Origin of the sequence: uncultured Corynebacterium sp. (genome assembly GCF_937999985.1) — a bacterium.
Lineage (GTDB): Bacteria > Actinomycetota > Actinomycetes > Mycobacteriales > Mycobacteriaceae > Corynebacterium.
Genome location: NZ_CALLDG010000019.1, coordinates 32,283 through 45,616 on the forward strand (window position 1 = coordinate 32,283; position 13,334 = coordinate 45,616).

A 13,334-nucleotide genomic window follows, 5' to 3' on the forward strand; every position below is an offset into this window, starting at 1 on the left:
GTTGGTGGTCTCCTACCGGGTGACTAGGCTTGCCCCTATGGCCGAGGACACATTTGACGAGAATCACCGGGAAGTGGATACGCCCGAGCAGAACGAGCAGAGCAAGCAGAGCAACGCCATGCGCAGCCGCAAGGTAGCGCCTTCCACTCGCGGGGCGAAGACCCGCGCGGAGAAGAAGTACTGGTTGCTGGTTGCCTTCGCCGTGCTGGCGGTTGCCTACGCGGGCAACGAGTTCACCCCGATGATGGTCTTCTACCGGGGTGAGAACGTCTTCGGCTCCGTCTTCGTCGATGCCCTCCTGGCCTGCTACGCCGCCGGCATCGCAGCGGGCCTGCTGCTGTGCGGCCCGCTTTCGGACCGCTACGGCCGCCGCGTCGTCATGCTTCCCGCCCCGATCATCAGCCTTGTCGGCAGTGTCCTCATCGCCGCCGGTGAAATGAATGAGCCACTGATCTTCACCGGTCGTCTGCTCAGCGGCTTTGCCGTTGGCATTGTGATGACCGCAGGCGGTGCGTGGATCAAGGAGCTTTCTACCCCGACGTTCGACCCCAGTGCGCAGGAGGGTTCCGGTGCCCGCCGCGCAACCATGTCTCTGACCTTGGGATTCGCCGTCGGTGCCGCGCTGGCGGGCGTGCTGGCGGAATGGGGTCCCGCTCCGGGCCAGACCCCCTACATCCTCAGCATCCTGCTGTGCGCCGTCTCCATGATCGGAATCCTCGGTGTGCCGGAGACCCGCCAGAACGCACACCTCAAGATGGAGGGCTCCTTCTGGTCGGACCTCAAGGTGCCCTCTCTGCGTCACCCGCGTTTCCTCACCGCCGTGATTCCTATCGCGCCGTGGGTCTTCGGTTGCGCGGGCGTGGCCTATGCGATCATGCCGAGCCTGGCGCAGGATCAGGTTCCTTACCCCATCGCCTTTTCGGCTGGCATCACAGCCATCGCGCTGGCCTGTGGCTTTGGCATCCAGCAGGTTTCCACCAAGTACATCAACCCAAATAACTCCCAGGCCCAGCAGATCGGCCTGGTACTGGTGATCATCGGCATGGTCGTTGCAGCCTGGACCGCTCACGTCGGCTCGCTGGCCGGAACGGTCGCCGTCGGCCTCATCCTGGGCACCGGCTATGGCGTGTGCCTGATCACCGGCCTGACGGAAGTACAGCGAATCGCCAGCGCCGATGACCTCGGCGGGCTCACCGCCTTTTTCTACACAATCACCTACATCGGATTCTTCTTCCCGATGATCTTGTCGCGCCTGAAAGATTGGTTCACCTACACCGAGATGTTGGGCTTCGGTGCGGTCATTGCCTTTATTGGTCTTATTTTGGTGACGCTGACTTCCAAGAAGTTCATTCCCACCCCGGAGCAGCAGCGGGACTAGGCTTCGGTTTCCCTTGTCTGAGCGGGGGCTTGGGCGGTGCTTTGGGCAGCAAGCGCGAGCACGCCCAGCTGCACCGCCGCGCCCACACTCGGACCGACTGCCAGAGCCCAGATGGCGCGCGTATCGGGGGAGTAGTCCAGCATGAGCACCGCCGTCGACAGGATAATCGCAATCAGCCACCCGGCGGTGTAGAGGTTGTGGCGATCCGCCGCAAGCGCTGCCGAGCCGCTGATCATCAGGATGGCCGTAGCCCCGGAGACGAGCGTGAGCCAACCGAGGGTGGCTGGGGAGGAGATAACGGCGGCGTCAAAAAATAGCCCCATCAGTGGCGCGGCGAGGAAGTAGGCGGCAATACCTCCGATGGCTGCGACGGCTCCCACGGCGGCTATGGGCAGCGCGGCGGCGCGCAGGACGCGCTTGCGGTGTTTCGTGAAGTGCACGATAAGCGCAGGCTGGAAGCGCTGGAGGGGCACCAGGATCGGCGCGCGCGTGAGCGTGATAGCGGTGATGGTGGCGGCGAGCGCACCGGGGCCCACGTCCGCGCCCGAGGTGTAGCGCAGCAGTACGCTGAAGCCGGTGATCATCACGGCGTTCGCGCCCGAAGCGATCATGGCCTTGACCGTGCGCGAGAGAAACGGGCGGGTGGGCACGTCCGCCCGGTCGCGCAGGGTGGCTCTAGCAGCGGGGGAGCAGGCGAGAATCAGCAGCCAGGTGGCCGCGCCGATGACCGTGACGAATAGAAAGGCCAGCAACTGCCAGCCCAGAGCCCACGCGGCGATGGCCAGCGCCAGCCGCACCCCGGAATCGATGGCCATCAACCAGGCGAAGCTCGGCCACGAGTGGTTGGCGGACAGCAGCCCGCAGACCGTCGCTTGGAAGGCATAGCAGGCCAGGCCGACGGCTATGAGAACCAGCCCCCACCCGGTCAGGTCGGGCACGAGTTGGCCGATCCACAGCGGTCCAGTGACGAGTGTTATCAGACCGATAGCCAGGGCGATGTAGCTTGTCAGTGCGAACGGGCGCGGGGTGCCTGCCCGCGTAGTGCCAGCCTGCGAGGCATCCATCGCTGCGCGCCGGGTGGAGACGGCCCGGGCGGTCTCCTGCATCAGCCCATCCAGCACGCCCGTCATCGCGAAGAACAGCGACCAGTAGACCATGAAGTCTTCGTACCCGGCGGTGGTCAGCCCCTTGTTGGCAACCCAAATCACCAGGTAACCGGCGATGGCTACGAAGACTGTGGCTAGCGATATGGCGCGCATTAGTTAACCCGTCCGACGGCCCAGAGGGGGGCTAGTCCTGCAGCCTTTCGCCGAGCTCGCCGAGCCGCTGCCCGACGCGCTTCAGCGCATCCACGGCACGCGCCGGCCCGGAGGCATCGACCATTTCCGCGGCAGGTCCCGCAGGCAGGTCGCGCAGCTGTTCCTCGCTGAGCTCGATGCCCTCGCCGCCGGGGAAGTCGGGCAGTTCTTGGTGACGCAACCAGCGGTCGAACAGCCCCTGCACCTCACTTCGGGCCACACCGTTTTCTTCGGCGACGGTGTTTGCCAGGTTCTCCAGGTCGCGAGTTTCCACCAGCCCCATGCGGTGCTGCGTGGTCCAGCGCTTGACCATGTCGAAGAAAGCCCCGTCACCCAGCAGCACGCGCAGGGCATGGACGGTCACACCTCCGCGCTTGTACAACCGGTCGTCAAACATGTCTTCCGCACCGGGGTCGATCAGCAGGATGTCCTGCGGCTTCTCCGCGAGCGCCTGGTGGTGCGCCCATGCATGGTGGGCGGCGGGGATGCCTTGAGACTTTTCGAACCACAGCCACTCGGAGTAGCAGGCGAAGCCCTCGTTGAGCCAAATATCCCGCCACTCAACTAGACCGACGGAGTTACCGAACCACTGGTGGGATAGCTCGTGGGCAATTAGGCGCTCCCAGGTGTGCTTGCCGTCGGCGTGGTTGCAGCCAAACATGCTCATGCCCTGGGCTTCGAGGGGGATCTCCATCTCTTCGTCCGTGACCACCACGGAGTACTCCGGGAAGGGGTAGGCGCCGAAGAGCTCCGAATAGACCTCGACCATCTCCGTCTGCTGGCCGAAATCCTCGTTGACCAGCTCGCGGACCCGCTTGGCGTGCTCCGTGCCCTCGGGGAGCCAGCCGAACACCGGGACGGTCTTGCGACCGAGCTCCGCGCTGCGGAAATCAATCCGCCTAAAGGGGCCGACGTACACCGCAGCCAGGTAGGTGGCCATCGGGTAATTGGTTTCAAACACCCGGGTGGTGTTGTTGCCCTTGTTGTATTGCTCCACCAAGGTGCCGTGGGCGATGGCGGTGATGTCCCGGTGGGCGGTGATGGCCACGCGGAACATTGCCTTCTCGTCCGGCGTATCGTCGCAGGGGAACCAGCTGGGGGCGCCATTGGGCTGGCCTGCCACCAGGGCTCCGTCGTCGGTTTCCTCCCAGCCGACCTCGCCCCACTTGGAGCGCAGCGGGCGCGGGTAGCCGCCGTATTTGATGGTCAGGTCGAAGGACTGATCCTCGGCAATCTCGTCTGCGAAAGTGATCGTTAGCTTGTTGCCGTTGTGCCGGAAGCGACGGATCTTCATTGCCCCGTTGTTGGCAGCCGCGCCGTGGCCGGCGACCTCCACGCGGTTGACAGCCAAGTTGTTGGCCAGGTCCAACGTCATGGTTTTCAGGGGACGGTAGTTCTCGACCGCCAGGCGGGCCACGCCGCGCAGGTGGTTGGGTTCAACGTCGTAGTCCAACTGTAGGTCGTAGCGCAGCACGTGGAACCCGAGGTTGAAGTCCACGCCCGTGTAGGCATCCCGAGCTCCGGCGATGGGGGAGCTGCGGAAAGGGCGAGGCTGATGTTGGGATTGCTTCATGTAAGGCACACTACTATCTGCATAGGACAACCCCCGCCACGGAGGTGGTCTGTGGCGGGGGAAGTGGTGTTTTATCTGGTTATGCGGCTACTTGGCGCTGCGAAAGAGCACCGGGCTGGAACGGCAATCCAGAACTAGCGGGAGCCCGCGGTGGAACCTTCCCAGAAGTCCTCCGGGGAGATCGGCTTGGTCGGCTCCAGCGGCGGGCGCTTGGCGCCCGTGCCCAGGCCGGCAACCAGGTCGCCCCAGTAGCCGCGCAGGTCGTCCTGCCAGTAGCCCCACTGGTGGGTGCCTGCCGGGCGGAAGTTGTAGTTCACCGGGATGTTCAGCGCCCTGGTCTTGCGCTCTAGGTCGCGGGTGCAGGCGTTAGTGGCGCCTTCGATGACAGCGCCCTCGAAGATCACCTGAGCTGCGGAGGACAGCTGGCCGTTCACCCGCTCGGACCACGGCATATCGTGCTCGCCGGGGAAGCCGGAGCTAGTGGAGACGTAGATGTTCTTCTGGCCACGCAGCTTCTCAGCGTTGATCAGAGCATCGTTGTTGCGGGCAACCTCACCGTTTACCGGCCCCCACATCTTGGTGAAGTCCGTGCCACCGCGGTTCAGAACCAGGTTGATGAACTGCGGGGTCAGGCCAGTGGTGGTTGCGGCACAGCCGGAGAAGGCACCGACGGAGTCGTAGAAGCCCGGGTGGTGCTGCGCGTACAGCAGGGAGGTGGTGCCGGTCATGGACATGCCAGCGATGGCGCGCTTGTCGTTAGCCTTCAGGGCCGGCTCAATGGCCTGCGGCAGCTCGCGGGTCAGGAAGGTCTCCCACTTCTGCGGCCCCTTGATGTACGGGGTGTTCGGCTCGGTGACCCAGTCAGTGTAGTAGGAGAACGCACCGCTCATCGGGATCACGATGTTGGCGCCGATGCCCGGGCTGACAGTGCCCTTGTTCGCGTCATCGTTACCGCCGTAGTAAGTGACGATGTCGGTCTGACGGATCCAGTTGGCAATGCCCTCGCCACCGTCTGCGCCGTTCAGCATGTACAGGGTCGGGGCGTTGTCACGCTTTGCCTTGTCCTTCGGCTGGATGACGACCAGCGGGATGTGGCGCTTCATCGACGGGGAGTACGCGGAGACTTCCTGCACGTTGTCGAAGCCCTGGTTGTTCCAGTACTTGATGTTCTTACGCCACGTGGTGGAATCCTCCGGCTGGTTCGGAGTCGTGGAGTTCATTTTCAGCGTTGCCGGCGCGATGCCGTCTGCCTTCTGGGTGGCGGAGACGCTAGCGGCCTGAGCGGCCGGTGCGGTGACCGCGACGGTTGCGAACGGGGCGATCGCAGCCGTGGCAGCGGCGAGAGTGCGGACGATGCTTCGCTTCATAGAATTGATCCTTCTGTGGGGCACGCTGGGGGAAACGTCAGTAATTCTTGCCCGGGGCGTGAGGTGCTCAGTCGAATGTGTGAAAAAGACCTGCAGGGCGTTTTCGGCGGATATTCGGGGAATATTCAAGAAATCCACAGCAAATCTCTAAGGACACACGAGACTTTACCCAATCCGCGAGAATTTTGGGAACCCAAAGGAGGAAAAACTTTCTCTATTGAACCCGAAAGCGGGGGTGTTTCCTTTGGGGGCAAGTGGTGTGGAAGTTAATTGGAAGGCTGAGGTGGGCACTATGGGAGGAGGAATGGCGTCAATAAGAAAGAGAAAGAGGAAGACCTAGAGACCAAGAGCCAGACGGAGCTCACTAAACACGAGCGACAAACATTAAGTACCCTTGGGGCTTGTGGCTAAAGAACATTTTGACGTAGTAGTACTCGGAGCAGGCCCTGGCGGATACGTGGCGGCGATTCGTGCCGCTCAGTTGGGTCTGAAGACCGCCGTTATCGAAAAGCAGTACTGGGGCGGCGTATGCCTCAACGTGGGCTGCATCCCCTCGAAGGCGCTGATCCGCAACGCCGAACTTGCGCACACCATCACCAAGGAAGCCAAGACCTACGGCATTACCGGCGACAACATCTCGATGGACTTTAAGGTTGCGCACCAGCGCTCCCGCAAGGTCTCGGGCAACATCGTCAAGGGTGTGCACTACCTGATGAAGAAGAACAAGATTCAGGAGATCCACGGCCGCGGCAACTTTGTTGACGACAAGACCATCGAGGTCTCCGACGGTGACGACGCAGGCAAGACCATCACCTTCGACAACTGCATCATCGCCACCGGTTCCGTTGTGAAGTCCCTGCCGGGCGTAGAGCTGGGCGGCAACATCGTCTCCTACGAAGAGCAGATCCTGGACGAGAACAAGCCGGACTCTATGGTCATTATCGGCGCTGGCGCCATCGGCATGGAATTCGCCTACGTGCTGTCCAACTTTGGTGTGGACATCACCGTCGTAGAGTTCATGGACCGCGTCCTGCCGAATGAGGACAAGGACGTTTCCAAGGAAATCGCCAAGCAGTACAAGAAGCTGGGCGTAACTCTGAAGACTGGTCACAAGACCACTGCTGTCCGCGACCTGGGCGAAGGCAAGGGCGTGGAGGTGGACATCGAGTCCGCCGACGGCTCCAAGACCGAGACCCTGAAGGCAGACCGCGTGATGGTCTCAATCGGCTTCGCTCCCCGTGTGGAGGGCTTCGGCCTGGAGAACACCGGCGTGAAGCTGACCGAGCGCGGTGCGATCGACATCGACGACGAGATGCGCACCAGCGTTCCGCACATCTACGCCATCGGTGACGTCACCGCTAAGCTGCAGCTGGCACACGTTGCCGAAGCACAGGGCGTGGTTGCCGCCGAGATTATCGCGGGCGAGGAGACCGAACTGCTCGGCGACTACCAGATGATGCCGCGAGCTACCTTCTGCTCTCCGCAGGTAGCATCCTTCGGCTACACCGAGGAAGCCGCCAAGAAGCAGGCAGAGGAGGAAGGCCGCGAGGTGAAGGTCGCCACCTTCCCCTACACCGCCAACGGCAAGGCACAGGGCCTGGGCCACGCAGTGGGCTTTGTGAAGCTGGTGGCAGACGCTGAATACGGCGAGCTGCTGGGCGCCCACATGGTCGGCCCGGATGTCTCCGAACTGCTGCCGGAGCTGACCCTGGCACAGCGCTTCGACCTGACGGCCGAGGAGATCTCCCGCAACGTTCACACGCACCCGACCCTATCGGAGGCTATGAAGGAGGCCGCTCACGGCATCGCCGGCGGCCACATGATCAACCTCTAAGAAGGTTCATCGGCTCACTGGCCGGCCCGCGCCTGTACCGGAAGCTTCTCCTGGAAGCTCCCCCAGAAGGGGCGCGGGCCGGTTTTGCGTTTAACGGCCAGCATTTCCCTGTTAAGACGCAGGTAGAGTAGGATTTCGAGCAAATCCCTCCGAATCCCTCCCCCCCTGCCACGATTGGTGCCCAGACTTGCCAGAGAAGATTGGCTTGCTGGCAGACCGAGGACTGCCAGCGGTGCGCGTGCGCGCCATGCTCCAACAGCTCGCTAAGGCCTCGGAGAATCACGTCTCCGGGACCAAACCCATCCTCGAATTCCGCACCGGAACGCTGCCGATGGACGAGTTCGGCAACGTCCGCCTCGCCGACACCGCCCCCGGAATCCTGCGCGACTACGGCTGGGACCGGCTGGTGTACGTCACCGACCTGCCACTGACCACCCGCAGGCCGGTAATCAGCCAGACCGTCGAGCAGGGCAAGGCCACCATGCTGTGCCTGCCCGCCTTCGGCCTGCTGCGGGCCAAGGAGGGCCTGCGGCAGGAGCTGTCGCGCCTGGTCTGTGGCAAGCACGCCGGAGCTGGCCAGCGCGAAAAGGGCGTAGACGAGATCGAGGGCGGCGACGTAGAGGCCGATACCACCCGCGTACTCGAAGGCCGTGGGCGCACCCTGCGCCTGCTGCTGGGAATGATCCGCGGTAACCGCCCCGGCCAGTTGATCAAGGTGCTCTCCAGCTGCCTGGCCACGGGCGTGGCCACCGGCGGCTTCGGCATCTTTTACGGTTCGGTGTGGGAGATGTCCTACCTGATCAGCTCGTGGCGGCAGATCATGATCACTATCCTTTCCATAACCCTGCTGACCTTCTGGTTGATCTACAAAAACGGCCTGTGGAACGGGGGTTATAGCCGTAAGGCGGAACCGTCCGTGTTGAGCGTCGGCGCCGATGCAACCTCCACACAGGCTTCCTCCGACAGCGTCGAGTGGTGGCGCGCCCGGATGGATAATCTGGCCACCATCGGCACAGTACTGATTTCGGCAACCGGCGTGTATGCCCTGATCTACCTAACGATGCTGCTGGTCAGCGCCGCCGTTGTGCCGGTGCCCTTCTTCGAAAGCCGAGTGAACTCCACTATCACGCCGCTGGATTATTTGACGCTGGCATGGTTTGCGGCGTCACTAGGCACCCTCGGCGGGGCCCTGGGCTCGAGCTTCGATACCGACGAATCGGTGCGCGAGGCTACATATAACCGCAGAGAGCTACAGCGCAGGCAGATCGTCGGGCTTTTCGACGGCGACTAGCGCTAGTTGGGAGGCACGAACTAGTAGGGGGACGAACTAGTAGGGGGACACACTCGAACGGTGCGGGTCGATCTCCAGCGAGCGGTGGATCGGCGGGAATGCGCGCTGTGGGCAGTTATCGCGCGGGCACAGACGACAACCGGAGCCGATCGGCACCGCCGCGGACGTGTCCTCTAGGTCCAGTCCGTCCGAATACACCGTCCGGTCGGCGTGCCGCAGCTCACAGCCCAAACCGATGGCGAACATCTTCCCCGGCTGGCCCCATGCCGCACGGTGGTGGTTCACGGTGCGCGCGATCCACAGGTAGGTTCTCCCGTCTGGCATCTGCGCGATCTGCCGCATGATCTTGCCCGGGTAGCTAAACGTCTCGTACACATTCCACAGCGGGCACGTGCCGCCGGAGTTCGAAAGGTGCAGGCCCGTCGCCGACTGGCGCTTGGACATGTTGCCCGCACGGTCCACGCGCACGAAGGTCCAGGGCACACCGCGCAGGCTGGGGCGCTGCAGGCTGGAGAGGCGGTGGCAGACAGTCTCGTAGCCCACGCCGTATTCGCGCATGAGGAACTCCAGGTCGTAGCGCGATTCCTCCGCGGAACTATGGAACTGCCGGTAGGGCAGTAGTAGCGCTGCGGCGTAGTAGCTGGCCAGGCCGCGCCGGGCGAGAGCGCGGGATTCTTCGGACTGGAAGTGACCCAGCTCCACCAGCGAGCTGATGGTCGTTCCGGCCTCGAGGAACGCCAGCTCGGTGGCTAGCCGGAACGCGATCTGCCCGGGGCGCATCTTCGCCGACACGTGGAGTGTCTTTTGCTTCGGGTCGAACTTGTGCTGCGTGTCGCCCAGGTCGCGCGAATAGATCACCTGCACGTGGTGCACCTGTTGGAGCCGTTCGGCGATGATCTGTTCTGTGTGGTGTATCTGGTTCGCCCCGATGTTTATTTTGGACGCCAACTTCTCCGCCGCTACATCCAGAACATCGATGTAGTTCTGCCTGGCGTAGAAGAAGTCGCGGACTTCCTCGTGCGGCATGGAGAACGCCTCTGGCCCGGAGGCCCGGCCGAAGAGCTCACCTTTGGGCGTGATGGAGAGGATGGCAGAGCCTTGCACGCGCTCCTCGGTGAGCAGCGAGAGGGTATCCGAGACGTTGCGATAGCGGGAGTGAAGATCCACGAAGGCACGTGCCAGGTCCGGGTGGTTCTTCACCAGTGCTGCGAGCTCGGTTACGTCAGCCGGGGTGGGGCTGATTTCTGGATCTAGGGTGGCATCCTGTATTTCCGCTAGCAGGCGAGTGGAGTCTTGGTCGGCGAAGAAGGTCGGGTCGACGCCGAAGGCGGCGGTGATGCGTTCCAACACGGCGGCGGTAAGAGGGCGCCCGTCGTGCTCGATCTGGTTCACGTAGCTGGCGGAGAGGTCCAAGATCTCCGCGAGGCGAGCCTGGGAGATTCCGCGTTCCTTGCGTAGTTGGCGAAGGCGGGAGCCGACGAAGGGACGCTCGATATCGCGCTCTGAGTTGCGTGCAGGGGGGCGTGCAGATCTGCGTTCAGTCGGTTTTCCCATGGTGCTCACCAGTATATTCGGAGGCTTTGGGGCATGGGTGAAGTTGCCATTGGCTTTATCCGTAGTAGCCGTTTGTCAGAAAAGAGAAAGGGCTCGGCCAGCACTCTCGTGCTGACCGAGCCCTAGCAGTGTGCGGGTTTTTCAGCCCGCGCAGCTAGTTCCTAGCGCTTGGAAGCAAGCGGCTTAGTGGAACTGGCCCTCCTCGGTGGAGCCCTTCAGGGCGGTGGTGGAGGAGTTCGGGTCGACGGTGGTGGCGATCTTGTCGAAGTAGCCAGCACCGACCTCACGCTGGTGCTTCACAGCGGTGAAGCCGCGCTCCTTGGCAGCGTCGAACTCGCGGTTCTGCAGGTCGACGAATGCGGACATCTGGTTGCGGGCGTAGCCGTAAGCCAGGTCGAACATGGAGTAGTTCAGAGCGTGGAAGCCAGCCAGGGTGATGAACTGGAACTTGAAGCCCATTGCGCCCAGCTCGTTCTGGAACTTGGCGATGGTGTCGTCGTCCAGATGTGCGGACCAGTTGAAGGACGGGGAGCAGTTGTAAGCCAGCAGCTGGTCCGGGTGCTCTTCGCGGACTGCCTCAGCGAACTTCTTAGCCAGCTCCAGGTCCGGGGTACCGGTCTCCATCCAGATCAGGTCAGCGTACGGAGCGTATGCCTTCGCACGGGCGATGCAGGGCTCGATGCCGTTCTGCACGTTGTAGAAGCCCTCAGCGGTACGGCCGCCGGTCAGGAACGGCTTGTCGCGGTCGTCAACGTCGGAGGTCAGCAGGGTAGCAGCCTCAGCGTCGGTACGAGCGACAACCAGGGTCGGGGTGTTGGCAACGTCAGCTGCCAGACGTGCGGAGTTCAGGGTGCGGATGTGCTGCTGGGTCGGGATCAGGACCTTGCCGCCCAGGTGGCCACACTTCTTCTCGGAGGCCAGCTGGTCCTCCCAGTGGGTACCTGCAGCGCCGGCCTTGATCATGGCCTTCTGCAGCTCGTAAACGTTCAGTGCGCCACCGAAGCCAGCCTCGCCGTCGGCAACGATCGGAACCAGCCAGTTGTCAACGGAGGTGTCGCCCTCAACACGAGCGATCTCGTCTGCGCGGGACAGCGCGTTGTTGATGCGCTGAACAACGGACGGAACGGAGTTCGCCGGGTACAGGGACTGGTCGGGGTAGGTGTGGCCGGACAGGTTAGCGTCACCTGCAACCTGCCAACCGGACAGGTAAACAGCCTTCAGGCCTGCGCGGACCTGCTGAACGGCCTGGTTACCGGTCAGGGCGCCCAGGGCGTTGATGTAGGAGTCGTCATCCTTGTTGACTGCTTCCCACAGGATCTCAGCGCCGCGGCGTGCCAGGGTGTGCTCTTCAACAACGGTGCCCTGCAGCTCAGCGACCTGCTCTGCGGTGTAATCGCGCTCGACGTTAGCCCAGCGGGGGTTCTCGTCCCAGTCCTTCTGGATTTCTTCAGCGGTACGTGCCTTGCCGACGTTCGACATGTAGGGGTCACTTCCTTACTAATTAAGGGGAGAGTTATGTCTTGGTCCCTGCCCGGGGGTTCCTGGCGGGGGGGACACCGAGCCGCATATTCGAGGACCTCGACAGCACTCTTCAGTGCAGCCTAGGTGAAGTCTGCGTTCCGTGTCTCTACCTACGAGAGTACCAACCTAAATAACCACGTCAATGCCGGTCAGGCGGATATTTCTGTGTGGGGGTGGCTCTCCTTTTTGTGAATCTTGTAAAGATTTTCTCCACACTGTTTCTAAGTGACGCCTTAACGATTGAACGTGATGTGGCTCTCTTGCTGCGCTTATAGGTGTGGTGCGCCACGGGTTGAATCGTGGCGTCAAAAAGAAAAAGAGGAACAACCTTGCCCGATAGCCCCCGTCGGTGGGGGTGGGCAGAGTGCGATCTATGACCAACTTCATACCGATCGTGAGGGAACTCACCTAGTCTTTGAGGGTAGAGACCTTTAAGTAGGTAAATCGATTGATATGTGAGGAGCCACGTCACTATGACCCAGACCGAGCGCGTAACAGCCGGCGGCCTTCAGGTTGCCAAGACTCTCTACGATTTTGTTAACACTGAGGTGCTTCCCGCCATCGGCAAGGATTCCGCCGAGGAGCAGGAGAAGTTCTGGGATGGCTTCGGCAAGATCGTCGAGGAGTACACCCCGCGCAACCGCGAGCTGCTGAACACTCGCGACGAGCTGCAGAAGAAGATGGACGCCTGGTACGCCGACCACAAGGGTGCTCAGGATCCGGAGGAGTACAAGGCCTTCCTGAAGGAAATCGGCTACCTGGTCGACGAGCCGGGCGACTTTGAGATTACGACCCAGAACATCGACCCGGAGGTCGGCACGACCGGCGGCCCGCAGCTGGTGGTGCCGATCCTGAACGCCCGCTTCGCGCTGAACGCGGCGAACGCCCGCTGGGGTTCCCTGTACGACGCTTTGTACGGCACCGATGCTATCTCTGAGGAAAACGGCCAGGAGAAGGGCACCGGTTACAACAAGGTCCGTGGTGACAAGGTCATCGAGTGGGGTCGCGAGTTCCTGGACCGCGTTGTACCGCTGGAGTCCGGCTCCCACAAGGACGTCACCAAGTACGCCGTTGAGTCCGGCCAGCTGACCGCCACCATCGACGGCAACGATGTGCACCTGCGCAACCCGGAGGTCTACGCAGGCTTCGGCGGCGACAAGGCCAACCCGACCGACATCCTGCTGTACAACAACGGGCTGTACATCGACATCCAGATTGACCCGGAGTCCCCGATCGGCAAGACCGACAAGGCTGGTGTGAAGGACCTGAACCTCGAATCCGCAGTCTCCACCATCATGGACTTCGAGGACTCCGTCGCCGCTGTCGACGCAACCGATAAGACCCTGGGCTACCGCAACTGGTTGGGCCTGAACACCGGCAACCTCACCGAGGAAGTTCAGAAGGGCGGCAAGACCTTCACCCGTAAGCTCAACGAGGATCGTGTGTTTACCTCCCGCGATGGCGAGGAGCTGCGTCTGCATGGTCGTTCCCTGCTGTTCGTGCGTAACGTTGGCCACC

General features: G+C 62.4%; 8 protein-coding genes and 1 pseudogene. 4 read left to right on the forward strand and 5 right to left on the reverse strand.

Going from position 1 to position 13,334, the window contains the following annotated elements; all coding sequences use genetic code 11:
* Positions 1–37 precede the first annotated feature (37 nt).
* A complete protein-coding gene (locus tag Q0331_RS00930; RefSeq protein ID WP_298074056.1) occupies positions 38–1,378 on the forward strand; it encodes an MFS transporter in 1,341 nt (446 codons plus the stop codon).
* On the opposite strand, the gene Q0331_RS00935 is transcribed toward Q0331_RS00930, so the two are convergent.
* The 3 genes from Q0331_RS00935 to Q0331_RS00945 form a co-directional block, all read right to left on the reverse strand.
* The gene (locus tag Q0331_RS00935; RefSeq protein WP_298074058.1) at positions 1,375–2,637 is read right to left on the reverse strand and encodes a hypothetical protein; all 1,263 of its coding nucleotides are present in this window, start codon (positions 2,635–2,637) and stop codon (positions 1,375–1,377) included. The two genes, Q0331_RS00930 and Q0331_RS00935, sit on opposite strands and share 4 nt — an antisense overlap.
* Positions 2,638–2,668: 31 nt before the next feature.
* Positions 2,669–4,249 (reverse strand): M1 family metallopeptidase, encoded by a 1,581-nt coding sequence (locus tag Q0331_RS00940; RefSeq protein WP_298074060.1) that lies wholly within the window; start codon positions 4,247–4,249, stop codon positions 2,669–2,671.
* Between the two features lie 134 nt (positions 4,250–4,383).
* Positions 4,384–5,616 carry an alpha/beta hydrolase family protein gene (locus Q0331_RS00945; RefSeq protein ID WP_298074062.1) on the reverse strand — a complete coding sequence of 411 codons (1,233 nt, stop codon included), beginning with the start codon at positions 5,614–5,616 and terminating at the stop codon, positions 4,384–4,386.
* 403 nt (positions 5,617–6,019) lie between these two features.
* Between Q0331_RS00945 and lpdA the strand changes: the two genes are divergently transcribed.
* Both lpdA and Q0331_RS00955 read left to right on the forward strand, forming a co-directional pair.
* Positions 6,020–7,450 carry a dihydrolipoyl dehydrogenase gene (gene lpdA, locus Q0331_RS00950; protein WP_298074064.1) on the forward strand — a complete coding sequence of 477 codons (1,431 nt, stop codon included), beginning with the start codon at positions 6,020–6,022 and terminating at the stop codon, positions 7,448–7,450.
* A gap of 187 nt (positions 7,451–7,637) precedes the next feature.
* Positions 7,638–8,741 (forward strand): hypothetical protein, encoded by a 1,104-nt coding sequence (locus tag Q0331_RS00955; protein WP_298074066.1) that lies wholly within the window; start codon positions 7,638–7,640, stop codon positions 8,739–8,741.
* A gap of 36 nt (positions 8,742–8,777) precedes the next feature.
* Here the strand turns inward: Q0331_RS00955 and ramB are convergent, their stop codons facing one another.
* Positions 8,778–10,295, reverse strand: coding sequence for an acetate metabolism transcriptional regulator RamB (gene ramB, locus Q0331_RS00960; protein ID WP_298074069.1), 1,518 nt, complete (start codon positions 10,293–10,295; stop codon positions 8,778–8,780).
* Between the two features lie 183 nt (positions 10,296–10,478).
* A complete protein-coding gene (aceA, locus tag Q0331_RS00965) occupies positions 10,479–11,774 on the reverse strand; it encodes an isocitrate lyase (protein WP_298074071.1) in 1,296 nt (431 codons plus the stop codon).
* Between the two features lie 515 nt (positions 11,775–12,289).
* Between aceA and Q0331_RS00970 the strand changes: the two are divergent.
* Positions 12,290–13,334 (forward strand): annotated as a pseudogene (locus tag Q0331_RS00970) (malate synthase G); the annotation flags it as partial.

Excerpts from the sequence above, each read along its gene's own strand:
- Q0331_RS00930 (WP_298074056.1), top strand. The coding sequence starts at position 38 with ATGGCCGAGGACACATTTGACGAGAATCACCGGGAAGTGGATACGCCC.
- Q0331_RS00935 (WP_298074058.1), bottom strand. The coding sequence starts at position 2,637 with ATGCGCGCCATATCGCTAGCCACAGTCTTCGTAGCCATCGCCGGTTAC.
- Q0331_RS00940 (WP_298074060.1), bottom strand. The coding sequence starts at position 4,249 with ATGAAGCAATCCCAACATCAGCCTCGCCCTTTCCGCAGCTCCCCCATC.
- Q0331_RS00945 (WP_298074062.1), bottom strand. The coding sequence starts at position 5,616 with ATGAAGCGAAGCATCGTCCGCACTCTCGCCGCTGCCACGGCTGCGATC.
- ramB (WP_298074069.1), bottom strand. The coding sequence starts at position 10,295 with ATGGGAAAACCGACTGAACGCAGATCTGCACGCCCCCCTGCACGCAAC.
- aceA (WP_298074071.1), bottom strand. The coding sequence starts at position 11,774 with ATGTCGAACGTCGGCAAGGCACGTACCGCTGAAGAAATCCAGAAGGAC.